At 39.8% G+C, this 24,741-nt stretch carries 22 protein-coding genes and 2 pseudogenes; 13 read left to right on the forward strand and 11 right to left on the reverse strand.

From position 1 onward, the window contains the following. Positions 1-1,301, reverse strand: a 1,301-nt coding sequence (locus tag NJ959_RS03630) for a glycosyltransferase family 39 protein (protein WP_254010386.1), incomplete at its 3' end; no start/stop codon positions are given. Between the two features lie 627 nt (positions 1,302-1,928). Here NJ959_RS03630 and NJ959_RS03635 point away from each other — a divergent pair. From NJ959_RS03635 to NJ959_RS03645, 3 genes are all read left to right on the forward strand, one after another. Beyond that, positions 1,929-2,216 (forward strand): hypothetical protein, encoded by a 288-nt coding sequence (locus NJ959_RS03635; RefSeq protein WP_254010387.1) that lies wholly within the window; start codon positions 1,929-1,931, stop codon positions 2,214-2,216. A gap of 155 nt (positions 2,217-2,371) precedes the next feature. Further along, on the forward strand, positions 2,372-3,448 hold the full coding sequence (locus NJ959_RS03640) for a DUF262 domain-containing protein (RefSeq protein WP_254010388.1): 1,077 nt from the start codon (positions 2,372-2,374) through the stop codon (positions 3,446-3,448). 5 nt (positions 3,449-3,453) lie between these two features. Beyond that, complete coding sequence (locus tag NJ959_RS03645) at positions 3,454-4,446, forward strand: RelA/SpoT-related domain-containing protein (RefSeq protein WP_254010389.1); 993 nt, start codon at positions 3,454-3,456, stop codon at positions 4,444-4,446. A 57-nt stretch (positions 4,447-4,503) separates the two neighbouring features. On the opposite strand, the pseudogene NJ959_RS30580 reads toward NJ959_RS03645, so the two are convergent. From NJ959_RS30580 to NJ959_RS03660, 5 genes and pseudogenes are all read right to left on the reverse strand, one after another. Beyond that, positions 4,504-4,611, reverse strand: a pseudogene (locus tag NJ959_RS30580) (type II toxin-antitoxin system RelE/ParE family toxin); the annotation flags it as partial. Further along, entirely contained in the window at positions 4,608-4,835 is a 228-nt protein-coding gene (locus NJ959_RS03650) for a hypothetical protein (RefSeq protein ID WP_254010390.1), read from the reverse strand. The pseudogene NJ959_RS30580 and the gene NJ959_RS03650, both read right to left, overlap by 4 nt. A gap of 102 nt (positions 4,836-4,937) precedes the next feature. Beyond that, positions 4,938-5,072: a hypothetical protein gene (locus NJ959_RS30075; protein ID WP_256528673.1), complete on the reverse strand. Its 135-nt coding sequence runs from the start codon at positions 5,070-5,072 to the stop codon at positions 4,938-4,940. Between the two features lie 169 nt (positions 5,073-5,241). Further along, positions 5,242-5,586 carry a hypothetical protein gene (locus tag NJ959_RS03655; protein ID WP_254010391.1) on the reverse strand — a complete coding sequence of 115 codons (345 nt, stop codon included), beginning with the start codon at positions 5,584-5,586 and terminating at the stop codon, positions 5,242-5,244. 239 nt (positions 5,587-5,825) lie between these two features. Next, entirely contained in the window at positions 5,826-6,926 is a 1,101-nt protein-coding gene (locus NJ959_RS03660; protein ID WP_254010392.1) for a ParA family protein, read from the reverse strand. Positions 6,927-7,219: 293 nt separating this feature from the next. Here NJ959_RS03660 and alaS point away from each other — a divergent pair, with 293 nt between their 5' ends. Further along, positions 7,220-9,853 (forward strand): alanine--tRNA ligase, encoded by a 2,634-nt coding sequence (alaS, locus tag NJ959_RS03665; protein ID WP_254010415.1) that lies wholly within the window; start codon positions 7,220-7,222, stop codon positions 9,851-9,853. A 109-nt stretch (positions 9,854-9,962) separates the two neighbouring features. Beyond that, a complete protein-coding gene (locus NJ959_RS03670; RefSeq protein ID WP_254010393.1) occupies positions 9,963-12,674 on the forward strand; it encodes a HAMP domain-containing sensor histidine kinase in 2,712 nt (903 codons plus the stop codon). Between the two features lie 216 nt (positions 12,675-12,890). Here the strand turns inward: NJ959_RS03670 and NJ959_RS03675 are convergent, their stop codons facing one another. The 4 genes and pseudogenes from NJ959_RS03675 to NJ959_RS03690 all read right to left on the reverse strand — a co-directional run bounded on the left by NJ959_RS03675 (position 12,891) and on the right by NJ959_RS03690 (position 15,892). Continuing rightward, positions 12,891-14,498, reverse strand: a complete 1,608-nt coding sequence (locus NJ959_RS03675) for an adenylate/guanylate cyclase domain-containing protein (RefSeq protein WP_254010394.1) — start codon at positions 14,496-14,498, stop codon at positions 12,891-12,893. Between the two features lie 183 nt (positions 14,499-14,681). Further along, positions 14,682-14,825 (reverse strand): annotated as a pseudogene (locus NJ959_RS03680) (RNA-guided endonuclease IscB); the annotation flags it as partial. Beyond that, positions 14,815-15,021: an RRXRR domain-containing protein gene (locus NJ959_RS03685; protein WP_254010395.1), complete on the reverse strand. Its 207-nt coding sequence runs from the start codon at positions 15,019-15,021 to the stop codon at positions 14,815-14,817. The pseudogene NJ959_RS03680 and the gene NJ959_RS03685, both read right to left, overlap by 11 nt. Positions 15,022-15,682: 661 nt before the next feature. Further along, positions 15,683-15,892: a hypothetical protein gene (locus NJ959_RS03690; protein WP_254010396.1), complete on the reverse strand. Its 210-nt coding sequence runs from the start codon at positions 15,890-15,892 to the stop codon at positions 15,683-15,685. 247 nt (positions 15,893-16,139) lie between these two features. On the opposite strand from NJ959_RS03690, the gene purN reads away from it, so the two are divergent. The 7 genes from purN (at position 16,140) to nadB (ending at position 22,867) form a co-directional block, all read left to right on the forward strand. Beyond that, positions 16,140-16,763, forward strand: a complete 624-nt coding sequence (gene purN / locus NJ959_RS03695; protein ID WP_254010397.1) for a phosphoribosylglycinamide formyltransferase — start codon at positions 16,140-16,142, stop codon at positions 16,761-16,763. 268 nt (positions 16,764-17,031) lie between these two features. Then, complete coding sequence (locus NJ959_RS03700) at positions 17,032-17,979, forward strand: DMT family transporter (RefSeq protein WP_254010398.1); 948 nt, start codon at positions 17,032-17,034, stop codon at positions 17,977-17,979. Between the two features lie 118 nt (positions 17,980-18,097). Then, the gene (gene ybiA, locus NJ959_RS03705; RefSeq protein WP_254010399.1) at positions 18,098-18,589 is read left to right on the forward strand and encodes a riboflavin biosynthesis intermediates N-glycosidase; all 492 of its coding nucleotides are present in this window, start codon (positions 18,098-18,100) and stop codon (positions 18,587-18,589) included. A gap of 3 nt (positions 18,590-18,592) precedes the next feature. Further along, positions 18,593-19,192 (forward strand): flavodoxin family protein, encoded by a 600-nt coding sequence (locus NJ959_RS03710; RefSeq protein ID WP_254010400.1) that lies wholly within the window; start codon positions 18,593-18,595, stop codon positions 19,190-19,192. A 127-nt stretch (positions 19,193-19,319) separates the two neighbouring features. After that, on the forward strand, positions 19,320-20,132 hold the full coding sequence (locus NJ959_RS03715; protein ID WP_254010401.1) for a competence/damage-inducible protein A: 813 nt from the start codon (positions 19,320-19,322) through the stop codon (positions 20,130-20,132). A gap of 47 nt (positions 20,133-20,179) precedes the next feature. After that, a complete protein-coding gene (locus tag NJ959_RS03720) occupies positions 20,180-20,920 on the forward strand; it encodes an isochorismatase family protein (RefSeq protein WP_254010402.1) in 741 nt (246 codons plus the stop codon). Positions 20,921-21,196: 276 nt separating this feature from the next. Further along, complete coding sequence (nadB, locus tag NJ959_RS03725) at positions 21,197-22,867, forward strand: L-aspartate oxidase (protein ID WP_254010403.1); 1,671 nt, start codon at positions 21,197-21,199, stop codon at positions 22,865-22,867. Between the two features lie 47 nt (positions 22,868-22,914). Here nadB and NJ959_RS03730 read toward each other — a convergent pair whose 3' ends face one another. After that, complete coding sequence (locus NJ959_RS03730) at positions 22,915-23,508, reverse strand: hypothetical protein (protein WP_254010404.1); 594 nt, start codon at positions 23,506-23,508, stop codon at positions 22,915-22,917. 269 nt (positions 23,509-23,777) lie between these two features. Between NJ959_RS03730 and hpsE the strand changes: the two genes are divergently transcribed. Further along, the gene (gene hpsE / locus NJ959_RS03735) at positions 23,778-24,731 is read left to right on the forward strand and encodes a hormogonium polysaccharide biosynthesis glycosyltransferase HpsE (RefSeq protein WP_254010405.1); all 954 of its coding nucleotides are present in this window, start codon (positions 23,778-23,780) and stop codon (positions 24,729-24,731) included. The last annotated feature ends 10 nt before the right edge of the window (positions 24,732-24,741 follow it).

Consider the following 24,741-nt stretch of genomic DNA (forward strand, 5'->3'; position numbering starts at 1 on the left):
CCCCTGTTTCCCAGAGTAAGACTGGCTCCTAATAGGGCACAGACGGCAGGATAATAGACGAAGTTATATCGAGGTACGATGGAAATATCCTTACCTAATAAGTAGATAATTCCCAAAAATTGGAGCAGTACACCAAGGGTAAAATAGGATAAAGTGGCAGTTGCTAATTGGATCGATGGAGAAGAAGTCGTCTGGAAATTATTTCGATCAACCTTACCTAAATTATCCCCGCTTTCCCAGTCTTTTCTCCTCCAAAGTTTCTGAAATCCTAGCCAAAGCCGCCAACCAAACCAACCGGAAAATCCAACCATTAATAAACCCATTGGTATGGCAATCCACAAGGGTTGTTCTTCAACTGGCAAGGCAATAACCATCAGTATCCAACCCACCAATAGTTGGAAGAGAGGTGTGATATTTTGCGGAGTTGGTAACCAATCAGTTTCCTCACGCCTAACTGTTTGCAACAGCACCGATACCCACGGTAAATAACTAAGGGCTACGCCTAAAATTACTAGGATTACAAGAAGGAAACCTAACCCCCCCAGCCCCCCTTCCCTGGAAGGGAAGGGGGGAGTATGACTCGCGTCTCCTTGCAGGAGAGGGGTTGGGGGAGAGGTTTTCCGGGAGTACATCACCGCAATTAAAGTTAAGATTTGGGCAATAAATACTAGAATAAAAAAGTAATGGACGTAGCAGCCGATGCTGTTAACAATGCCCCAAAATAACAATAGTAATAATTTTGGTCGCTGTCGCTCTATATATAAACTCTGCTGAATTTTGATTAATCCCAACAGTGCGAGAGTAGTTAGTAACATGGGCAGAGTGTAGTGACGCGCTTCTTGGGAGAGGTAAACAGCAAAGGGCGACACAGCCATGAGTGCTGCAGCCATGAGGGCGGCGGATTTTGAGAAAACGAAGCGATTTAAGCAGTAAATTGCCGCAATTTCAAGTACTCCAATTAAAGCAGGAAGCGATCGCAATGCCCAAGCTAAGGGATATGTTCCTATTAAATTAATCCAGCTATGTATTAAGCAAAAAAATAAAGGGGGATGGGTTGAGTGTATAATGAGATTATGGGCAATTTCTCCGCAACTGACTTCCGGCTTGAAGGTGAAAATATTATCTACTGTGGAGATAGGAAAAACAATATCTAGCGGTAAGTTATTATAATTCTGTCCGAAGCTGAAGAAGGCAGTTAGTATTTCATCTAACCATAGCGGTTTCAAGTCTAGATGCCAAAACCGTAATAGACTTCCTAATAGAATGATACCAGCAAGCGCAAGATAATCTGGATTAATCATTTACTGAATCTGACATTCATTTTTCTTCCCTCTAATATAGAACTCCATAGACTAACGCTAGAATGGGTCTAGCCGGAATTGACTAGACCCATTCGGGTGCAAAAGTTTGAATTTTCAACGAGTTAATTGTCTAACGATCTAACTTGCGTTACTAAGGTTTACATTTAGCGCAACTCTTTGCTTAAGGCTCCAACCCAGCTACCTCTTTCCGGACTTCGGGTTTGGTTTTCTTCGGCTTAGACCGAGAATTTGCCACTTAATGATAATGCTAGGCTGGGAGTTACACTTGGCTCATAGACCGGAGGCATCAAATCTATGCTCCTTGGGTTGGTTACCACTTATCTGTCTAGTGGTTGATGTCTACTATTAAATTAGCACAGCTATTTTTAGTTGGGGCAAACTCTTTACTAAAGTTTATGAGTCTTTACGAATTGCAACGTTGGTAGACAGAAAGCAAAGAGAAGGCGATCGCGTTTGCTGGTACTGTTGGCGTAGAGTCTCGTTGGCGTAGCCTCTTGTAGAGAAGGCTCCCGCGTTTCGTAGTGCTTAAGCTTTGAGGGAGTGGACTTCGAGGAGGATAGTACATTTGACATCTTGCTATGATACTACTTGTGACACTATCGCTATATGGGCAAATTAGAGAAAAAGGAAAAAATTGACAACGAGCATCCTTATCATTGGCTTAAGGTATTTGATCCAGAGGAACTAAATCAATTGATTGATGAGGTAATGTCGGTATATCGTTCAGTTGATTTATCCGCCAAAGCTTGGGATGAATTAGAGGGAATTATCCATGAATGGCATGAGAGTGCTTTAGCAATATCTAATCCAGACATTGAAGCTGCTTTTAGCCAAGAAAGTGATGAGCTTGAGGAAGTGATATTATCTCAGCCTCTTGATGAAAATGCTGCTTAATTGTTTGATATTTCAGACCTATAGCAACTCTGTTATGATCGAGATGGTAATCTGTTGCCAAGTCTTGATGATGTGGCTGAGGTACAGCGATCGACAACAGTCCATATCATTTATCTTAGATTAAAGAAAAATCTAATTACTATTGAGGACATCCAATGGCTAGAACAATTAACTTTCAAACTATATCTTGGTTTTGGGATCTCTATAATAGGAACCTCCTCGATCTTGAGCCACCTTATCAAAGACGTAGTGTTTGGAATCAAGATTATAAGGATTATTTTATCGATACTGTACTGAATGGCTATCCAGCACCTGCAATATTTATCTATCAAGAGATTACTCCTGAAGGAGTTGCCAAAGTCAGTGTAGTTGATGGTAAGCAAAGATTATCTACTTTGTTTGAATTTGCCAAAAACGAGTTTCCTGTTTACGAAAAAGCCACGGTTCAAAGATTTCAGGATAAATATTTTAAAGATCTAGATCCTGAAGATAAACAAGACTTTTGGAAATATCAATTTGCTATTGAATATCTACCATCATCTGATGAAAAAATTATCGGAGATATATTCAATCGAATTAATCGAAATGTTGTCAAGCTAACTCCTCAAGAACTGCGTCATGCTAAATTTAATGGTCTTTTTATTAATACAGCAGAAGACTTAACTACTTGGATGTTTAATTATTTAGATGGAAAAAATAATTTTCCATCGATTGATTCTAGAACTAAAAAACAAATGAAAGATGTGGAGATGGTAGCACAGTTACTCCTTTTTTTAGAAGAAGGTGCTAGATCCTATAATCAGGACTATCTTGACAAAGCCTTTAGCGATCGAGATAGTGATTGGGAAACAAAAGATGAGATAGAGGCTGAATTTCGTCATACTGTTGAAGACATAAAAAAAATATTAGACTTCTCAGAAAACTTACCTAAAACCAGATTAAAAAATCAAGCGGATTTTTATTCTTTATTTGGTGCTATTGCTGAGTTAAATCGTGTGAATTCACTGAATATAACTAAAGATATTAGTCAGAGAATATATGATTTTTTACAGATAGTAGAAGATAAAAAAACAAGAAATAAGTCTAGCGATGCACTAGATAATTATGAAAAAAAAGCCCTGTCATACTATAATGCAGTTAAATCTTCCTTTACAGATTCAGGACCAAGAAAAAATAGAATCGAAATTATCAAATCTGTAATTAAGGGAGATCTTAATAGAGAAAAACCTTAAATATTATGATTTACCCCTCTATATTAGATCGCACATATCAAGAATATTATCCTTTTGTGGAAGAAACTGCAAAAAGAGTTAAAGAAACATTGATAAACTTCTGTGAACAGAAAGGATATGCCTTTACTTCTCGGATTAAAAGCATTGAATCTTTAGCTGAAAAAATTGAAACGGGGCGATTTAAAAAATGGTCAGATTTAGATGATTTATTTGCCTGTACAGTCATAATACCTACTTTATCTCATGAAGAGGAAGTTAGAGAATTTTGTAAAAAGACATTTCAGATTATCAGAACAGTTAAACGAGGACAGAATAAAAAAGCACCAGATATATTTCGCTTTGATTCAACTAGAATTTATGCTAAATTAAAGCAGATAGATGATACACCTCAAATTGATAGATTAAACATTTATAAGATTGTCTTTGAAATTCAAATTAAAAGTGCTTTTGAACACGCCTGGTTAGTGTCAACTCATGATATTGTGTATAAAAATTCTGAGATTGACTGGAAAAGATTACGTTTAGCTTCACAAATCAAAGCAACTGTTGAACAACTAGATACGCTTATTCTGGCATTTGAACAAACCTCTATGGTTATAGAAGACAATGATTATAGTGAGATCAAAATCAAGCGTCACTTAGCAACTGAAATAAAAAAACTATTTGATAATAGAAAAATCCCTGATGAGTTACAGCCGAAAGATATGAATCGTTTTTGTGATAATTTATATCGTCTTATGATTAGTGCCCAGAAAGAAGAAAAAGATCTAAAAAATATTATGAAACAAATAAAAACAGAAATTGAGTCAACAAAAATTAATACAATTCCTCTGAGTATTTCATTATTTCAATATTTTTTGGCAATTTTAGTATCTAAACAAATAATTGAACCTCCTACCCAAAATTACTACTGCCATATAACAGAAGAATTCAGCAGCTTATATCCATCTATACAAACCAATATTAATTCTATTTTTCTATATAGTGATGAGCCTTGATGAAGCTACTTGATGTGTGAGTTATTAAAATTGGGGGCAGAGAGGAATGAAAACACTTTCCATTTGTTGAAGAGTTTCTTCAATCCGTTCCTGAAGAGCCGGATTGCGCTTGACAAACTTCCGGAACGAGCGTTTGAATTTTGGGGTTAAAACCAGTAGTCTCATACTTCTGACTCGTCCAAAGATTGGCGTAATTCGGCAATTACATCCTCGGCTGACTGTTGTTTAAATTTGCCTCCATGGAAATCAGCCAAGGTTTGTTCGGCATCTTTAGCCATTTCTGCACGGCGACTTTCGTAGTGTCGGTTTTGCAGAATTTTGATCAGCATTTCCTGCTGTTCCATTGGCAGTTGCAAAGCAGTTTCTAGCACTTGGTTGAGGGTATTCATGAGATTAGGCTATCAATTTTTAAGTTCAAACAGCTTATGCCAAAGTTTTTATAAATCAATGCTCTCTGGCTTAGTTATGGGTGGCAGTATAGTGGGTGATATCTATAACAATATCACAGTTTCCCCAGAGCGATCGCCTGGACGAAGCGGGCGCAGATGTAAGGTAATTTCTGTATCAAGTCGCTTGAGAAAAATAAATAATTTGCCATCACTAAATCGTTGAAACTCTCCGTTCATTAGCTGATAGGGAAAATGTGAGTCTTAATCAGTATATTGTGTCGGTGTTGAGTGGAGGAATTGATAGAATAAAAATAATCTCTAAAGATTCACGATCGCTATGACTCTCCAATAACTCTTCTAAAATGGCTACGAATTTGTCGCTGTAACTCAACCGAAATATATGCGCTCACGCTACTGTTGCCAAATTGTTTAAACAGTGTAAAGTATATCTAGCTCTGGTTTTGAGGATTGTTAGTTGATCTACTTGTGCTAGCAGACGGTCTAGATTAGCAATTTCGTCAGGAGAGAGTTGAGATTCTGCATTTTGAATTAGCATATCATCCAATTGATTCTGTGCTGCGGGAGCTAGCATACTATCAGCTAAGGCTTGCAGTTCATCTTGGCTTAAGCTAATTAAGCATTCTTCATCCATAGCCAAGGGGTTTGTTAGTCGATGATATGCTGCTAAATCTAACAAGATGCCAACTCGCTCTCCCTCTTCGTTGGTAATATATCGTACTTGCTCAGACATGGGTTTTTTCTTTGTTAGTTTTTGGATTTATCGTAGCTTATGGGAGTGAGTGCGATGTCTTTGGCTGGTGAGTGCGATCGCCTCTCATTAATTTTATGCCATAATCTAAATTAAGTTCGATATGCAAAGCTATGAACCCCATTTACTCAGGGGTTTGCTAGTCGATTATACCCTGCCAAATCTAACAAGATGCCAACTCGCTCTCCCTGTTCGTTAGTAATATTCTGATAAGTTACCACCTAACTCCTATTTTCATCACCGAAGTTATTAATTATATATTGTGCTAGAAAATCGTATTGTCCATTCATTCTCTTCATTAACTCCTTTTGATAAGATGACCAACCATCAAATATAGTTGGGCGTTGACTGGATAAATATTGGAGAGGAATATTCAATTTTTGAATTTCAGAAGCCATGACATTCAAATCTTCAATTTTTACTACGGGTTCTGTATTTATAAAGTTAGGCAAACAGTCGTAGCTGGATATTCCTTGCAATTTAGGGATTAAATCATTTTTTATTTTCTCTATAATTTTATCTAAATGAGCTTTGTCTGCTCCAATTTCTTTCCGTTCACCAGTACTCGTATATTTTTTAGTATCAAATCCATTAAAAATCCATCCACCAAACTTAGGTTGACCTTTTCTTGGTATAACTTTATCGTATTGATTTGAACTTTCATAACGTCGCTTACCTTGATTCCAATCATCAATAAAAGTTGGTAGTACTTCGCCAATTAAACTAACGCAGTAAGCAGAGAATGAATCAGGGGTACAAGGAACTAAGAAATAATCAGAGCAATATAAAGCTGAACGGACAAGTGTGTTAAATGATGGAGGCAAATCAATTAATACATAGTCGTAAGATTTTTCCTTTCTTTCAAGATGCTCTACAAGAAGAAATGGAACTAAGAATCTATACAAACCAGTGCCTTGTACCACATCAGTCCCAACAGTAAGTATATCGGCAAAACTATTAAGCCAGAAATCTCCTGGAACTATATCTATAATAATCTGATTGTGAATTGTCTTAATTCCATCATTAAGCATATCCTTCTGATATTTAGGCTGAGTAACGTAAGTTTCGCTATTTTGAGTAGGTTGAAGAGATGGTTGAGCAAAAGCTCGAATTGTCTTTCCAAATGGAAATTCTTCTGTTCTCTCAAGATAGTCACCAAATTCATCATATCCAATTGTTGCAATGGAAAGATTACACTGAGGGTCAAAATCAATCAAAAGAATTTTATTTCCGGCTGCTGCCAGTGATGCGCTCAGATTAAAAATAGTAGTTGTTTTGCCTACACCACCTTTGTTGTTAAACAAAGAAATTATTTTAGTCATGAAGGTTCCTTTTAGGTGCAAAGTTTCACTTAACGGCGCTTGGTGATGCCATTGCATAACTCCTGCTCAATTGGTGAGTAGAGGCAATAACTGAATAATGCCATTATTCTACAAGAATTTCCACAACTCACAACCCCTAACAGCCAACTCGACGACACAAATGTAAAAATAGATAACAACTTAACGGATCTTAAAGTGAGAGGTGAGAGGTGAGAGGTGAGAGGCTAACGGCTAATCGCCAGTTGCCTACTCCCCACTCCCCACTCCCTACTCCCCATTCCCTACAAAAAACCATGCCCAAATCTCCCCAAAATCTCAGCGGTAACCAAATTCGCCAGAAGTTCCTCAACTTCTACCAACAACGGCAACACAAGATACTCCCCAGCGCTTCCCTCGTACCGGAAGATCCCACGGTACTCCTCACCATCGCCGGGATGCTGCCCTTCAAGCCGATATTTCTCGGACAACGGCAGTCGGAATTTCCCCGCGCCACGACTTCCCAAAAATGTCTCCGTACTAATGATATTGAAAATGTGGGACGGACAGCGCGGCATCATACTTTCTTTGAAATGCTGGGAAATTTCAGTTTTGGCGATTATTTTAAAGAACAAGCTATCGCCTGGGCGTGGGAACTTTCAACGGAAGTTTTCGGTTTGCCCCCAGAAAAATTGGTGGTAAGTGTATTTGAAAATGATGATGAAGCTTTTGCGATTTGGCGGGATAAAATTGGTATCCCAGCCCATCGGATTCAGAGGATGGGAGAAAAGGATAATTTCTGGACATCGGGACCTACTGGTCCTTGCGGTCCTTGTTCGGAAATCTATTATGATTTTCACCCGGAAAAGGGCGATGAAAATATCGATTTAGAGGACGATACTCGCTTTATCGAATTCTATAATCTGGTTTTCATGCAGTACAACCAGGATGCTGAAGGAAATCGCACGCCCCTGCAAAATAAGAATATTGATACGGGGATGGGATTGGAGAGAATGGCGCAAATCCTCCAGAAGGTTCCTAATAATTACGAAACGGATTTAATTTTCCCAATTGTTAAGACAGCAGCAGAAATTGCCGGACTGGATTATGCCAATAGCGATGAGAAAACAAAAGTATCTCTTAAAGTAATTGGCGACCATGTTCGCGCCGTGATTCACACGATCGCGGATGGGATTACTGCTTCTAATATTGGTCGAGGTTATATCCTGCGACGGTTAATTCGCCGAGTAGTAAGACATGGACGATTAATTGGTATTTCCGGTGAATTTACATCACAAGTAGCCGAAACTGCGATCGCGCTTTCTGAAGACATCTACCCTAATGTCCGGGAACGGGAACAATCGATTAAATCAGAATTGCAACGAGAAGAATCCCAATTCCTCAAAACATTGGAACGGGGCGAGAAGTTAGTGGCTGAAATTATCGCTAAAAAGCCTAAGCAAATTTCTGGTAAGGATGCCTTTAAACTATTTGATACTTATGGCTTCCCCTTAGAGTTAACTCAGGAAATTGCAGAAGAATACAATTTAACTGTGGATGTGGTAGGCTTTGAAGCGGAAATGGAGGAACAGCGAAAACGTGCTAGAGAAGCTCATCAAACTATCGATCTAACTGTACAAGGTAGTATTGATAAACTAGCCGAACATATCCACAGTACCGAATTTTTGGGTTATACTCAACCGCAGTCATCGGCAAAAATAGAAGTGCTATTAGTAAATGGCAAATCTGTAGAATTAGCCGAAGCAGGGACTGATGTACAGGTAATTTTGGATCGCACCCCATTCTATGCCGAATCTGGGGGACAAATTGGCGATCGCGGTTATTTGTCTGGCGATAATCTATTAGTGCAAATTACTGATGTGAAAAAAGAATCTGATTTCTTCGTTCACTTCGGTAAAATTGAACGCGGTACTTTAGAATTAGGCACAACTGTAACCGCCCAAATTGACAGCACTTCTCGTCGTCGTACCCAAGCAAATCACTCAGCAACTCACCTATTACAAGCCGCACTCAAACAAATTGTCGATCCAACTATTTCCCAAGCTGGTTCCTTAGTTGCTTTTGACAGAATGCGTTTTGACTTCAATTGTCCTCGTTCCCTAACATCTGAAGAAGTAGAACAAATTGAAGGACAAATTAATACTTGGATTGCTGAAGCACACGAAGCAGATATCGCAGTCATGCCCATTGCCGAGGCTAAAGAAAAAGGCGCAATTGCCATGTTTGGTGAAAAATACGGTGCAGAAGTGCGAGTGATTGACTTTCCAGGCGTTTCCATGGAACTCTGTGGCGGTACTCATGTAAAAAATACCGCCGAAATTGGGGTATTTAAAATTATCTCAGAAACGGGGATTGCATCAGGTATCCGCCGGATTGAAGCCGTGGCAGGACAATCAGTGCTAGACTATCTGAATGTGCGAGATAAAGTAGTACGGGAATTTTGCGATCGCTTTAAAGCCAAACCAGAAGAATTACCGGAACGGATTACTAATCTGCAAAATGAACTCAAGGCATCTCAGAAACAATTAGATGCCCTCAAACAAGAACTTGCTTTAGCTAAATCTGACCAACTTTTAGCCAAAGCAGAATCAGTGGGTGAGTTCAAAATTCTGGTAGCAAATATGGGTGATACAGATCCAGATTCACTAAAAACTGCTGCGGAACGTTTACAACAGAAATTAGGCGAAAGTGCCGTAGTATTAGGTTCTGTTTCTAGTCCGGATAAAGTTAGTTTGGTAGCAGCTTTTAGTAAAGGTGTCAATAGTAAAGGATTGCAAGCCGGGAAATTTATCGGTGCGATCGCAAAAATCTGCGGCGGTGGTGGAGGAGGAAGACCAAATCTTGCCCAAGCAGGTGGAAAAGATGGGAGTAAGTTAACAGAAGCATTGAAAATTGCTTCAACTCAGTTAAGATCTGAGTTAGGTTGTTAGGAGGAAGCACCACCCAATTCATAATCTTTGATTGAGTATAGGATAAGAGTTAAAGAGATTGGAGGCAAATAAATCTCCAGTCTCTTAGTAAGTATTCAGTTAACACCCTATGTTAATTCCATCTCTAAATCGGGTTGTTGCCAAAGTTTTTTCTCAAACGAATCTGCGAACCGTTCTTATTGTCCCCTTAATCTTGCAAATTGTCGGGGGAGTAGGGTTGGTAGGGTATCTATCTTTTAAAAATGGGGAAGAGGCTGTCAATAAAGTTGCTGCTAAACTCTACAGTGACATTAGCGATCGCATTGTCGATCGCATCAAAACTTACCTGAAAACACCCCATCTAATCAACAAAACTAACGTAGATGGTATAGATCTCGGTCAATTAAATATAAAAAATTCCAAAACCTTAGAACGCCACTTTTTGAAACAAATTCAAGTTTTTGATGGAGTCACTAGCATTTCATTTGGCAACCCCCAAGGCGGATTTATTTCTGCTGGCAATGATGAGAGAGGAATTTCCGTTGCCTTTACAGAAAATTTCGCGAGAGGTAGTCTTCGGGTAGAAGGTATTGATCGTCAAGGGAATCGAAATAATCTATTAGTAAATGAACCTAATTATGATGTGAGAGTTCGACCTTTTTATCAAAGTGCTATAGCCGCAGGTAAACCAATATGGAGTCCTATTTATATCTACGTTCCATCTTCTAGAGGTTTAGGGATTTCCGCTAGCTATCCCCTCTACGATGGAGGAAGTAAACTCCAAGGTGTTTTATCGAGTCATATATCTCTTGTTGCCATCAATGAATTTCTACAAGACTTGAAAATTAGTGTTAGCGGCAAAGCATTTATTGTCGAAAGATCCGGAATGATAGTAGCGTCTTCAACCCCTGAGATTCCCTTTGTCAGGAGTACAAGTACAGATAAACAAGAAAATAAACGGCTGAAAGCAACTAAAAGTAGGGAACCTTTGATTCGCTATACGGCGGAATATTTAATGTCTAAATTTGGTGGATTTGCCCATATTAATACGGGAACAAAAATTCACTTTCAAGTAAAAGGTAAACAGCAAATTGCACAGGTAACCCCCTTTAAAGATGAGTTTGGACTGGACTGGCTAATTGTGGTTGTAGTCCCAGAATCCGATTTTATGGAGCAAATTAATGCTAATACCTACATGACTATTTTCCTGTGTGGAGTGACATTAGTTGTGACGACATGGATTGGTATTATTACCAGCCGTTGGATTACAAAACCACTTCTCCAATTAAATACTGCTGCCAAAGAAATCGCTCAGGGAAAATGGGATAAAATAGTCGAACTTAAACGTTCGGATGAAGTGGGGCAGTTGGCAAAGTCTTTTGGTAGTATGGCAGTGCAACTGCAAGCCTCTTTTAGCGAGCTTACTGCGTTAAATGAAGCCTTAGCCCAAAGCGATCGCAAGTTTCGCGGAATTTTTAATCAAACCTTTCAGTTTACAGGAATGCTGAGTCTTGATGGCATTATTTTAGAAGTCAATCAAACAGCAATAGATTTTTGCAGACTCCCGCCAGAAGACTTGATCGGAAAACCAATTTGGCAATCCTATTGTTGGACTATTTCTCCAGAAACTCAAACCCATTTGCAAGAATCAATTAAACGAGCGAGTCACGGCGAATTTATCCGTTATGAAGTCGATTTATTAGGGCATAGTAATCGCATGATCGCGATTGATTTGTCCCTTAAGCCTATTTTTGATCGAAACGGCAAGGTTGAATTTATTATTATCGAAGGTCGAGATATAACCGAACAGAAACAAGCTCAGAAAGTTTTAGCAAACTACAATCATACTTTAGAAGAGCAAGTTGCAAAACGGACAGAAGAATTAATCGAAATTAACCAACAAACTCAAGAGCAGGCGGTAGCCCTAGAAATCGCTTTAGACAAAGTAAAACGCACTCAATCTCAACTGATTCAAGCTGAAAAAATGTCTAGTTTGGGGCTAATGGTTGCTGGGATTGCTCACGAAATAAATAATCCCGTCAGTTTCATTTATGGCAATATCGCTCCTGCCCGTCAGTACTGCAAAGATTTACTAAGTCTAATTTCACTCTATCAGGAAACCTATCCGAACTCCACTCCCGAAATTCAGCAGCTATCATCTGAAATAGAAATAGATTTTTTGGTGGAAGACTGGCAAAAACTGATCGATTCTATAGAGATGGGAGCTGATCGTATTCGCAAAATTGTTTTGTCGCTCAGAAACTTTTCTAGACTGGATGAAAAAGAACTAAAAGCTGTTGATATTCATGAAGGTATCGATAACACTCTAATGATTTTGCAGCACCGACTAAGAGCAGATGGCAATCGTAGGGAAATCGAGGTGATTAAAAACTATGGTGAATTGCCATTAGTCACCTGTTATGCTAGTCAGTTAAATCAGGTGTTTATGAATCTATTCTCGAATGCTATTGACGCTCTAGAAAATCAATCCCAACCACCGAAAATTACGATCGAGACATCGTTAAGTCAAAATTCATTAGGAGACTCTATCCAGATGTCCTTACAAAGTGAAAAAGATAAATCTTTATCCTCTATTCCCCATTGGGTTATTATTAATATTTCTGACAATGGTGCTGGAATGAGTGAAGAGGTAAAAGAAAAAATATTTGACCCTTTCTTTACCACCAAGCCTATAGGTAGTGGCACGGGATTGGGGTTATCCATTAGCTATCAGATTGTAGTAGAAAAACATAATGGTCTAATTACCTGTCTTTCTGCTCCAGGCTCAGGAACAGAATTTATGGTAAAGATTCCACTCGAACTCAGTTGCACTCTGAATTGATTTATAGCAGTCGCTTTCGTCGGTTAAGACAATTGGCTCTCAGCCCCTTGTTGTTCCTACCGAACAATTGGCTCTCAGCCCCTTGTTAAAATTTGCTAGCTCAGAATGTCCTAACCGCTGTGGCGGTTGCTATAGTATCATATAATTAGCGATTGTATTGTTCTTTGACAAATAACCAATAACCAATAACCAATAACAACTCTAACCCCTAACCTTTTATGATAATTTATCCCAATGAACGCGATATACTTGTAAAGGTTCAGTCTTTCCTTTAACCCGAACTAGGGGCATTTTTTCTAGAGGCAATCTCCGATCTTTGAGTTTTTTAAATGTACTTTGAGCAATTAATATTTCACCCGCCTTCGCTAGAGTACAAATCCGACTTGCTACATTTGTTGTATCCCCAATGTGGGCATACTGAATTAGTCTTTCTGATCCAATATTTCCGGCTGCTACTTTTCCGGTATTGAGTCCAATATGAATTTGGATTGGTCGTTTGTTTTGTCGTACCCATTTCTGATTTAGACGACGAACCGCCCATTGCATTTGGATTGCTGCTCTTACTGCTCTATCCGCATCATCGGTTTGTTGATAAGGAGCGCCCCAAACTGCTAGTAAAGCATCTCCAATATATTTTTCTAATGTACCTTCATAAGGAAAGACAATCTCTTCCACCATCATCTCAAAGTACTCATGAAGCATCTCAATCACTTGGCGAGGTTCCATAATCGAACACATTTTTGTGAAGCTACTAATGTCAGAAAATAATGCAGTAACTTCAGCTTCTACAATTCCTAATTGACCTTTTTCTCTCAGTCTTTTACTAACAGCAGGAGCAAAAAAACGTTCCAGCTTATCGCGCATTACTGCTTCCGCTTGCATCTTCTTATAGAGTCGGGAATTTTCAATTGCGATTGCAGCTTGATTTGTCAGACAAGTTAAGAATTCTAAATCTTCATCAGAATAGATATCTGCCATCGACAAATTATCAACATATAAGACTCCAATTACTGCATCTCTCGGTTTTAAAGGAACGCACATCGCCGCGTGAATACCTTGTCTCATTACCGATACTGAATCATTAAAAAGTTGATCCAGACGAGCATCATGAGTTAAAACAGCATTACCTCCCTCTAGGACGACATCGATTATTTTCTTGCTGTAAAATGGAGTTTCTACTGGGTTTCCGAACGATACCTTAACTGCTTTTTGTTCCAGATCTCCAGTTGTTTCATTAATCATGAGAATTGCTGCTCGATCTACGGTCATTATTTCTAACAGCAAGTCCAGGATTTTTTGTAAAACTGCGTCTGGTTCATCTGGCGAAGATAGTTGTTTGCTAATTTCTAGCAAAAGTTGCAATTTGTCAACTGCTCGCTGCTGAACATCTTTGTGCCGAAGCTTTAAAACAGATCGAGTTTTTTTATTTTCATCCAGTAAGTCTTTGAATACGACGCGAGTCTCTTCTGGAGAGACTTGCTTAACAATCGATATGTCAGTATCTACATCACTAAACCACTTGGATTGAGTCGTAGAAATGGCATCAACAAATCTGAAAAATACACTACCAACCCGAATCAAATCTCCATCCTTGATTTGGGAATTATCAATTTTTAACTCGTTGACAAAAGTACCATTGAGACTCTGGAGATCGGTGAGGATAATACCATCGGGTGCGATCGCAATTTGGGCGTGGTGACGGGAAAGATACCCGTGGAGTACAACAATAGTATTATCCTCCCCACGTCCGATGGTATTGACACCAAACCTGAGTTCATAAATCCTTTTGTTAGGAGTATTGGGTTCGTAAATTAAATAAGGCACGCCCCATTCTCACAATAATTGTCTTTCTAATTCAAGATAACGAATGACTTGGATTAGATCCCAGTCAATGGTAGACTCTTTTTTTTATGTTTGTTACATAGCGGCTGTCATCTGTCTTCCCCGCGAGTGACTCCCACCATAACTGTACTCAGTTTGGTGGTGAGAGGAAACGGGGGGCATAATCTACGCGATATATCCATAACCATCCTTTTTGTGAATGTGTTTGCAGTATTTGTGACTAATTCCCTGGACTAATCCTTTTTTGGTTGAAATATTAAAACTGCCACTTGAACGAGTAGCAATTCTACCTAGATATCTACCTACTTTTGGCTGATTGCGGTAATTGGTGCGAATTTTCGCAATCTTTAACGGTAGCATCAGGATGTGATTCTTTAAGAATTACGGTAAAGGGAAACCGTCTAAATATGGCGGCTTTTTTCTGAGTTAGTAGTTGTCTGGCATGTCCTGGATGGATTGGGTTTAATGGTCGAAAATCTTGGTCAATTACTAGTATTTTGCACATTATGTGCCTCCAATTACTTGGGTAAGGTTAGCCTGGACAATGATTTAAAGGCTTTTTACGTCAACAACACTGGCTTTAACCCCATAAACCTGTTTAATTGTTGACCTCAGTGCTACAAACTGGCTGGGCATTTGTAGGTGAGATGACCTAAAAATCGTAGTACACGAAGTACTTAGTCGGGTAAACTCTGGACTTTAAAAGCCCCCACCATAGCTGTACCCAGCTTGGTGGCGGGTAGTTTACAGCCTATCGGTGTTATAGTTTAGGGTTTAGGGTACTCACATATAACCTACCACCTCAAACCTAACCCCTCATCCCCGCACCTAAAATTTTTTAATTTGGTCCAGGGAGCAACCTGACTACGCTTTTACATCCTTCCCCACTATAGCTGTTACCTAACAAGGGATTGCCAACCTTGCGCCAGACGCACCCCGCTAATCTTACTCCTTTGGTAACTTGTACCCTTCGGGATGGTTTAGTATTCCCCTACAGAGAAGGCTATTCTACAAGAAGGGTTCCCTCAACAGAAGCCTAACCGGGCTGAGTCTTTTCTGGGTATTGGAGACTGAGCTGACACTAGTTACCAAATTCCATTAAAACTCAAAATTAAAAAATTATCATTATCCCTAACCTATATTTATAGGATATAACTCAAATTATACTATGAAAGCAGGACAATCTTTTTATGAATTTGCGCCACCTCTACTAACTTTACCCCTGTTTCTAATGCTGGATCTTCTAGTTGCATAACCCAAGTATTCGGGATAGCCATGGGGCTAGATTTCAGGAAAGCTAAAAGAGCTTCATTTTCTTTCCCTGAATCAAATAATATGGTATAAATTATTAGCCCTACAGCAGCAGAGCGACTCATACCTCCTTGACAATGGCTCGTAACATCTCCACTAGGAATTATGCAACATCTCCAAATGTAGGGTTCGTTATATAACGCACCCTACTATAATATTCCCAGTTTAATTCCCTTATTCTAAATGACTAGAAATCTCACCGGAGCAGCTCCCATTCTGATACGGAGTTCCAGTCTAATGTAGAATTTGTAGGGCAGGCATCCTGCCTGTCAATGGCAGGCATCCTGCCTGCCCTACACTGGATGATAAGCTATGAGTCTAATTTCACCTGTAATTTCTGCTAAATCTCCGATAGATACTCCTCCCCTAAAACTAGGAATTATGGCATCTGGGAGTGGTACAAACTTTGAAGCCGTCGCCCAAGCCATCGCTTCTGGGCAACTCCATGCTCAAATCCCCGTCCTAATTTACAATAATCCTGGTATCAAAGCCGTACAACGTGCCGAAAAATGGGAGGTTCCCTCCGTACTAATAAATCACCGAGACTACAAAAATCGCGAAGTTTTAGATGCCAAAATTGTAGAAACCCTGAAACAATATGAAGTAGAATGGGTAATCATGGCAGGCTGGATGCGGATAGTAACCCCAATACTTATTAATGCTTTTCCTGACAAAATTATAAATATTCATCCCAGCTTATTACCTAGTTTTAAGGGAGTAAAAGCTATTGAACAAGCCCTGGCTGCTGGCGTTAAAATTACTGGCTGTACTGTTCACTTAGTAGCACCAGAAGTAGATAGCGGTCTAATTTTAATGCAAGCTGCTGTCCCTGTATACTCAGATGATACTCCAGAAACCCTACACGCTCGCATCCAAATCCAGGAACATTGTATTTTACCATCTGCGATCGCACTTGCTGCTGGGTTGGCGAATTGAATGATATAATAATTACACAGCGATACCACATATACTGGGAATATTGCGTAACCCATAACAAACCCTACATATATACAGTTTCCGTAATTGGTGCTAGAGTTGTGATCGGGTAATTTTTGCGTTTTTAATCAGCATTTAATGTAGGGTAGGCAGTCCCCTGAAAAACTTGAAAAGTTGATTATTACGTTAGTGGGGAGTGCCACTCTACGGTTATTGAGAATGGTGCTAGTAATTTCCATATTTTTCCCTACTTTATATCCCAAACAGGATGACATCTAAATTAGAAATACCAGAAACACAAGTAGTAGATTTATCAGTGAAGATAGCGATTACAACCGCCTTAGCTGCCGCATTCTTCTTGGCTTTCACACCCATTTTAATCCGCATCAGCGAAAGTTTCATCAGCCCCAATGCCACAATATTTCATCGCTTCTGGATAGCCACTGCCATATTAGGGTTGTGGCAGGTAGTATTCCTGCGAAATAGGCAAGCAAATCTTCCCATCAAAAAATTTACTGAGATTAATAAAATATGGCTCCCTTTGGCAGTCATGGCAATCGCTTTTGTTAGCACTCAACTATTATGGGCTACATCGATAGCTCAAACCACTGTTGCTAACTCAGAAGTTTTGCACTGTCTTTCTCCGGGATTTACAACATTGGCTGCGTGGGCGCTATTTTCTCAAAAGTTTGGTGGCAGATTTATCACGGGAATGGTAGTAGCAACGGGGGGAACAATCGCGATTGGATTTAGCGATATGTTTAGTAGTATCAGCTTGGCAGGCGACGGGCTAGCATTCCTCTCAGCTATCTTTTGGGGTGGATATATAATGTCTATGGAAAAACTTCGCACTTGGTTAAGCCCAACCGTAATATTGATTTGGGCATCCGGTTCTTGTACTCTATTATCCCTAGGTGTTTTAATTATAACTGGCGATCGACTATTCCCGTCTTCTGGAGCAGCTTGGCTAACCTTAATCGTGATGGCTTTCAACACAATTATCGCTCACAGTTTAATCGCCTATAGTATCAAATGGTTATCTTCAGGGTTAATGACAACAATTCTTCTTATCTCTCCTGTTATCACTGCTATAATGGGTTGGTTTTTATTTTCAGAAACCCTAACCCTGCTAAACTTATTGGGTTTTGCCGTAATTCTGGTGGGGATATACCTAGCCATATCTGACACAGGAGAATTAAAGGTACTAGAAGAGTAAAATTATGGTTTACCGCTCCCAAAGATAGAGTTGGATAATTTTCCTGTTCATTTCATACGATCGCAAAAAATACATGGGGAATACCCATTTCTATTGAAGAAAACTACCCATCTGAATTATGACTATTTATTTTTTCACTGCTGACGAAAAACCTTACGGTTGTTTCTGTAACTTTTCCCTCCACGGTTTTGAACTAGATGGACTATGGTGGCATACATCAGAACATTATTATCAAGCCAAAAAATTTACTGGTACACCCCATGCCGAAACAATTAGATTAGCAAAAACTCCCGCAGAATCTGCTAAACTAGGTCATCACCTCCCTCATCGCAACGACTGGAAAAAAATCAAATATGATGTAATGCACAAAGCTGTACTCCGTAAGTTTCAGACTCATGGAGATATTGGCAAAATTCTCCTAGCTACAGGAGATCAAATCATCATTCAAAAAGATCTGGGAGACTACTATTGGGGCTGTGGGAAAGATGGCACGGGCAAGAATTATCTGGGCAAAATTTTAATGGAAGTCAGAGCTAATTTGCGTAGTGTAAATTCTGACAAAATGGTTTCTCTAAAAAAAATAGAAAATTTGAACTATTTATCAAGGTAATTTATGTCTAAATTGGCGATTGTCTATTTTTCAGCTTCTAATAAGACACACTTGATGGCTGAAGCTATAGCTGAAGGAGCTAGTCAAGTGGTAGACGTGAAAGTTGAGTTATTACGAATTGTGACGGATCAGATTGTCAAGGGAGTATGGCAAAATCCAGAAATTATCGCCAAGCTTAACCAGGCTGATGCCATTGTATTTGGTTCCCCAACTTATATGGGAGGTGTAGCAGGTGAGTTTAAACTGTTTATTGATGCTGCCAGTGAAGTCTGGTTTAAGCAAGGATGGAAAGATAAAATAGCTGCTGGTTTTACCCATTCTAGTTGTCTAAGTGGTGACAAACAAGGCACCCTGCTTTCCCTAGCAATCAATGCAGCCCAGCATGGTATGATTTGGGTCAATGTTGGCGATTTACCCAGTCATTTCCTGGGAAAAGATGATGGAGTGAATCGCCTTGGCTCATTTTTAGGAGTGATGGGGCAAGGCTCAGTTATGAGTGGAGTTGAAGGTAAACTAGAGCTAGATCCAGGGGATTATCTCACAGCTTTCCGATTTGGACAACGGATTGCTGAGGCTACCCAACGTTGGGGTAAAGTTGAGTAAATGTATCAGGAATTACGCAAAGCACCTATCTGTAGGGTGTGTTATGCGCAGCTAACACACCATTCACAATATTAGTAGTGTTACTGCGCAAGTCCTATGTATAACATTATTCTATCAAACAAAAAACATGGTGACAGTAGAAATATTAGCCATAGGCAACGAACTTTTAATCGGCGATGTACTTGATACTAATAGCCACTGGATTATTAAAAAAATCACTGGTATGGGTGGGCAAGTTAACCGTTGTGTAATTCTCCCAGATAATTTAGATACAATTGCGACAGAAATCCAAGCAGCCTTGGAAAGGAAAACTGAGGTGATTTTTACAATAGGCGGGATGGGACCAACAGTTGACGATCTAACTCTTGAAGCTATAGCCCAAGGAATAAATCAGCCTTTAGAGGCTAATCAAGAAGCGATTAATTTTGTTCATCAGAAATATCAAGAGTTGGCTGAAAAAGGATATGTTGACGATTCAAAAATGACACCAGCGCGATCAAAAATGGGGATTTTACCTAAAGGTTCAATTCCAATCCACAATCCGGTTGGAGCCGCGCCAGCCGTAATCTCAAGGGTAAAAGAAACCACAATAATTAGTTTGCCCGGAGTACCTAGAGAGCTTAAAGGAATATTTGATAATTCTTTGCCATCGATTCTTCAGGAAAAATTTGGCAAGAATTTTTATTTAGAGAAAGTGGTAATGGTTGATAGCAATGACGAATCAGTTATTGCGCCAATCTTAAATATTGTTTGTCAAGATAATCCTAGGATTTATATTAAATCAAGAGCCAGAAACTTTGATACAGATATAAAATTCAAGGTGACTCTTTCTTACTGTAGTAGTTTTAAAGAAGAAGTAGTTGAGGCAATTAATAAAGCCAGACAAGATCTCAGAAAAGAGTTAGGCAATGCCGGAATTTCCCTAGAGTATATAGAATAATTCACTGATTGCTTTCCCAATTGTAACTAGATCAAAAGGATGTCTCTATGTCCATAACTTTAACTATACCAGATTCAACCTTAACCGCAATTGAAGCGGCTTTACCCATTGAGCCACAACCCTATAGTATAGGAGATCAACCCACCGGGTTAATCGTTGTCGATGTGGTTAATTGTTTTTGCACCATTGGCTATATCTTTGCCCCACAACAACCCGACGAACAAATCTCAACCATGGTATCAGAAAGCAATCGCCTAGCGCAATCTTTTGTTGCCAGAGGTTTGCCCATACTAGCCTTTTTAGATACCCACCAACCGGGTAAACCTGAACCTCCTTATCTACCCCATTGCGAGAAGGGTAGCGGGGAAGAAAAGCTGGTACCGGAAATAGCATGGCTGGAAAATCACCCCCTGGCTACCTTAGTTGCCAAAGATTGCATAAATGGTTTTATCAGAGCAATTGACGTAGATACTGGGCGTAATATATTGTTAGACTGGATTAGCGATCGCAAACTAGAAGCATTAGTGGTGGTGGGTATTTGCACCGATATCTGTGTGATGGATTTCGTTACCACTATGTTATCGGTTCGCAATCACGGTTTGTCGCCAACTTTAAAAGATGTAATCGTTTATGCTAAAGGTTGTGCTACCCACAACATCACCGCAGAAATGGCACTTCAGCAAGGGCTATCCAAAACAGCAATTCATCCGCAGAAAATAGCCCATCATATCGGACTATATACAATGGCTGAACGCGGTGCTATTATTGCTTCTACGATTAAGCTTTAAACAAGTATTGATCTTCAAACAGTTTCATGTAGTTTCATGTAGTTTCCTATAGGGTGGGCACTCCCCCTTAGAATTTGAAAAGCTGATTATTACGTTAGTGGGGAGTGCCCACCCTACGGTTATTGAAACTGGCGCAAGTTATAAGCTTCATCCAACTGAAAGTCGCTATAATTTGGCTAACAAAGTTGAAAAATAGGTCAATTTTGCATCAAGCTGTCTACTACGATTTCAAGATCTTTCCCTAAATAACAACCTTTTTGAGATTTGGATAAAACATTGAACGCACCCAACTCGTCATCCTCAAATATTCCATGCCAATTTGACATTATTGTAGTAGGTTCTGGCGCAGCCGGACTCTATGCTACCCTCTCTCTGCCAGAAAAATATCGCGTCTTGCTCGTAACCAAAGATAAACTGAGAACAGGATCGAGTAAATGGGCACAAGGAGGAATAGCGGCAGCAATAGGAGACGATGATTCCCCCCAACTCCATTTAGAAGATACATTACACGCCGGGGCTGGTATTTGCGATCGCGCTGCTGTAGAATTTCTGGTAGAAAATGCTCCAGAAGCGATCGATTCTTTACTAAAATTAGGTGTAGCCTTCGATCGCAAAGAAAATAAACTAGCAACAACTCTAGAAGCAGCTCACTCACGCCCCAGAGTCCTCCATTCCCAAGATACCACCGGACGCGCGATAATTGATATTCTCACCGCCAAAGTATCAGAAAAACCTAACATTCAAGTCTTATCCCAAGCCCTCGCCTTGAGTTTGTGGCGAAATCCCCAAACTCATCGCTGTCAAGGTATTAGCCTCCTCCACCAAAATCAAATCATCTGGCTAAGGGCAAATGCCATAGTTTTAGCCACTGGTGGCGGTGGTCAAATTTTCGCCCAAACCACCAACCCGTCAGTAAGCACTGGAGACGGTGTCGCCCTAGCTTGGCGGGCTGGCGCAGTGATGCGAGATTTAGAATTTGTGCAATTTCATCCCACTGCTTTAAGTCAACCTGGTGCGCCTCATTTTCTCATTAGTGAAGCGGTAAGAGGAGAGGGGGCACATTTAGTGGATGTGGAGGGGAGACGTTTTGCTTTTGATTACCATCCCAAGGGCGAATTAGCGCCGCGAGATGTAGTTAGTCGGGCGATTTTTAGTCATTTAGAGAAAACCGCCCCTAATCCGGCTACAGCTAATGTTTATTTAGACTTAAGATCGATCGAAACTGCACAAATTTGCCATCGTTTCCCGAATATTATTCAAAAATGTCAGGAGTGGGGGATTGATGTTTTTCAGGAACCGATTCCAGTCGCACCAGCGGCTCATTATTGGATGGGAGGAGTTGCGGTAGATTTGATGAATTCTACTTCGATTGAGGGATTATATGCTATTGGTGAAACTGCCAGTACGGGAGTACATGGCGCGAATCGTTTGGCGAGCAATTCTTTATTAGAATGTATCGTATTTGCTGCCCAATTGCAAAAGTTGGAAGTGGAACCCATTGCCATTAGTGAGGTTGAATCTTTTAGAGTAGAAACGGGAGATTGGAGTGGGGAAATAGAGGAGATAAAATTAATCAGGGAAAAGTTACCAGCCCTAATGTGGCATGGTGCGGGGATTTGTCGAACTCAGTCTATATTAGAAGAAGCAATTGCAGAAGTTAGTGCTTGGCGTTTTCAGTTAGCTAATTTAGAGATTAGTAAATATATCCTTAATTTATCTCCCAATCAAAGGATTCAGTTTGATTCAGTTACAGCCGAGGCACAATTAAAACTAGCCACAGAAACACTTAATCTGTTAGATATTGGTTATTTAATTCTCAAAAGTGCTGCTTTTCGCACCGAAAGTCGCGGTGGACATTATCGTACTGACTTTCCCGATACTTCCCCTAGTTGGCAAGTTCATACTGTAGTAGAGGGTGAAAGATGGCATAAATCCCCAGTTGTTTGAGTAAGGGAGGTAAAATAAATAGACATTAAGACTGTTTATTATTTACCTCAGCCTTTAAGGGTAGCTGTCAATAGTCCTAATAGTCTATCAATTGGAGTAAGATAGACTTCATTAAGATCAATGGTGACAGTATTATCTTCTAACCTGATAAATCTCCAAACACTCCCTGTAGTTACAATCCCATACAAAGATTGAATCGGACTACCCTTATTCTGATTAAAGATTTGAGCGGCTAACATTTCTGATATACATTGGGGAGTTGCTCCATTCAAATTCTCTTTCTTGGCTTCTACAAGAACAGTAACAGGTGCTTCTATACGAAGCTGTTCGCTAGAACGACTAATCAGAAAATCACAGACTCCATTAAGTCCTTTTGCCTGATCTACATTAAACTCGGTTCCAGAAAATAGACTGATATGAGGATGAATTTCTTTTAATTCCCTCAATACTGGAGCAATCAGAAATTCAGAACGGGCTTTTTCCGTATTAATCGCACCTGCAAGAGGTATGTTACGCCTTAATGTTTCATTGAGCCAATCGCTGGGAGCAATAGGTTCCCCATGAAGAAGTCCACTGACTTCAACAATATTTAGGTGAAATTTGGTTTTTAGATCGTCAAAAGTAAATTCACTATATGCCATAATATTTCTCCCTTCATCTCATTGTATCCCAATTCCTAAAGCAACTAAGACTGATCCTCCTCCGTTGGCGTAGCCTGCGCGAAGCGCATACTCCGAACTCAGGTTGGTACGGTAGGCGATCGCACTCTGCTTATGTTTGATCCCGGATCTCCTGTTAAGGTAAAGGCACATCTCACAAACTAGCAATTACTCTAGGTGTTGCGGACTATCCGGTATCACCTATAATTCCTGTAACAACGTTGACTACAGACATCCTCAACTCCTCAACTATGGTTAATTTAACAGTAAGTATTTGTACCTACAACGGGGAAACCCGCTTACCGAGAGTTTTAGATTTATTGCTATCTCAGGAAAATACTGACCATTTTCTTTGGGAAATAATTGTTATTGATAACAACAGCAGTGATAACACAGCCAAAATAGTTCAGGAATATCAATCCAATTCTCTTTCCCGTTATCCCATCCGATATTACTTTGAACCAAAGCAGGGATTAGCATTTGCTCGACGTTATGCGATTAAAGAAGCTCAAGGAGATTTAGTCGCATTTCTTGATGATGACAATCTCCCCACAGCTAACTGGGTTTCTGCTGCTTTTTCCTTTGGGATGTCACACCCCAAAGCTGGGGCTTACGGAAGTCAAATTAACGGTGAATATGAAGTTAATCCTCCAGAAGGATTTCCCAGGATAGCTAGCTTATTGGCTATTGTAGACCGAGGCGAAACACCTTTTTGTTATGAGTTGCATCGTAAATGGTTTTTCCCGGCTGGCGCTGGATTAGTTTTCCGTAAGAAAGTATGGATAGATAGTGTTCCGGAAGAACCTATTTTGAAAGGTGTATGTGGTACATCTCTAAGTTCTAAAGGAGAAGATCTAGAGACTTTATCTTATATCAGAAAAGCAAGTTGGGAAATTTGGCACAACCCGGAAATGCTTATTTATCATCATATACAGCGATCGCGCTTGGAAAAGGACTATTTATTACAGGTTGCCAGAGGTGTAGGCTTAAGTCGATACCCAATGCGGATGTTGCGTTTTCCTTTCTGGCAAAAACCTTTGGTTTTGCCTCTCTACCTAGCCAATGATTTGCGAAAACTTATCCTTCACTTTATTAAATATCGAAAATTCATTAATACAGATACAATAGCTGCTTGCGAACTTGAACTTTTCTGGTGTAGCTTTATTAGCCCATTTTACCATTGGAGGGCAAAAATATTCAAATAATTTATATAGA

It is taken from the genome of Limnofasciculus baicalensis BBK-W-15 (assembly GCF_024178385.1).
GTDB lineage: Bacteria > Cyanobacteriota > Cyanobacteriia > Cyanobacteriales > Coleofasciculaceae > Limnofasciculus > Limnofasciculus baicalensis.

Excerpts from the sequence above, each read along its gene's own strand:
- NJ959_RS03650 (WP_254010390.1), bottom strand. The coding sequence starts at position 4,835 with ATGAATACCCTCAACCAAGTGCTAGAAACTGCTTTGCAACTGCCAATG.
- NJ959_RS03655 (WP_254010391.1), bottom strand. The coding sequence starts at position 5,586 with ATGTCTGAGCAAGTACGATATATTACCAACGAAGAGGGAGAGCGAGTT.
- hpsE (WP_254010405.1), top strand. The coding sequence starts at position 23,778 with ATGGTTAATTTAACAGTAAGTATTTGTACCTACAACGGGGAAACCCGC.
- NJ959_RS03730 (WP_254010404.1), bottom strand. The coding sequence starts at position 23,508 with ATGGCATATAGTGAATTTACTTTTGACGATCTAAAAACCAAATTTCAC.
- NJ959_RS03660 (WP_254010392.1), bottom strand. The coding sequence starts at position 6,926 with ATGACTAAAATAATTTCTTTGTTTAACAACAAAGGTGGTGTAGGCAAA.
- NJ959_RS03700 (WP_254010398.1), top strand. The coding sequence starts at position 17,032 with ATGACATCTAAATTAGAAATACCAGAAACACAAGTAGTAGATTTATCA.
- NJ959_RS03690 (WP_254010396.1), bottom strand. The coding sequence starts at position 15,892 with ATGAGTCGCTCTGCTGCTGTAGGGCTAATAATTTATACCATATTATTT.
- NJ959_RS03685 (WP_254010395.1), bottom strand. The coding sequence starts at position 15,021 with ATGTGCAAAATACTAGTAATTGACCAAGATTTTCGACCATTAAACCCA.
- NJ959_RS03640 (WP_254010388.1), top strand. The coding sequence starts at position 2,372 with ATGGCTAGAACAATTAACTTTCAAACTATATCTTGGTTTTGGGATCTC.
- NJ959_RS03645 (WP_254010389.1), top strand. The coding sequence starts at position 3,454 with ATGATTTACCCCTCTATATTAGATCGCACATATCAAGAATATTATCCT.
- NJ959_RS30075 (WP_256528673.1), bottom strand. The coding sequence starts at position 5,072 with ATGAACGGAGAGTTTCAACGATTTAGTGATGGCAAATTATTTATTTTT.
- purN (WP_254010397.1), top strand. The coding sequence starts at position 16,140 with ATGAGTCTAATTTCACCTGTAATTTCTGCTAAATCTCCGATAGATACT.
- NJ959_RS03720 (WP_254010402.1), top strand. The coding sequence starts at position 20,180 with ATGTCCATAACTTTAACTATACCAGATTCAACCTTAACCGCAATTGAA.
- ybiA (WP_254010399.1), top strand. The coding sequence starts at position 18,098 with ATGACTATTTATTTTTTCACTGCTGACGAAAAACCTTACGGTTGTTTC.
- NJ959_RS03710 (WP_254010400.1), top strand. The coding sequence starts at position 18,593 with ATGTCTAAATTGGCGATTGTCTATTTTTCAGCTTCTAATAAGACACAC.
- alaS (WP_254010415.1), top strand. The coding sequence starts at position 7,220 with ATGCCCAAATCTCCCCAAAATCTCAGCGGTAACCAAATTCGCCAGAAG.
- NJ959_RS03635 (WP_254010387.1), top strand. The coding sequence starts at position 1,929 with ATGGGCAAATTAGAGAAAAAGGAAAAAATTGACAACGAGCATCCTTAT.
- NJ959_RS03715 (WP_254010401.1), top strand. The coding sequence starts at position 19,320 with ATGGTGACAGTAGAAATATTAGCCATAGGCAACGAACTTTTAATCGGC.
- NJ959_RS03670 (WP_254010393.1), top strand. The coding sequence starts at position 9,963 with ATGTTAATTCCATCTCTAAATCGGGTTGTTGCCAAAGTTTTTTCTCAA.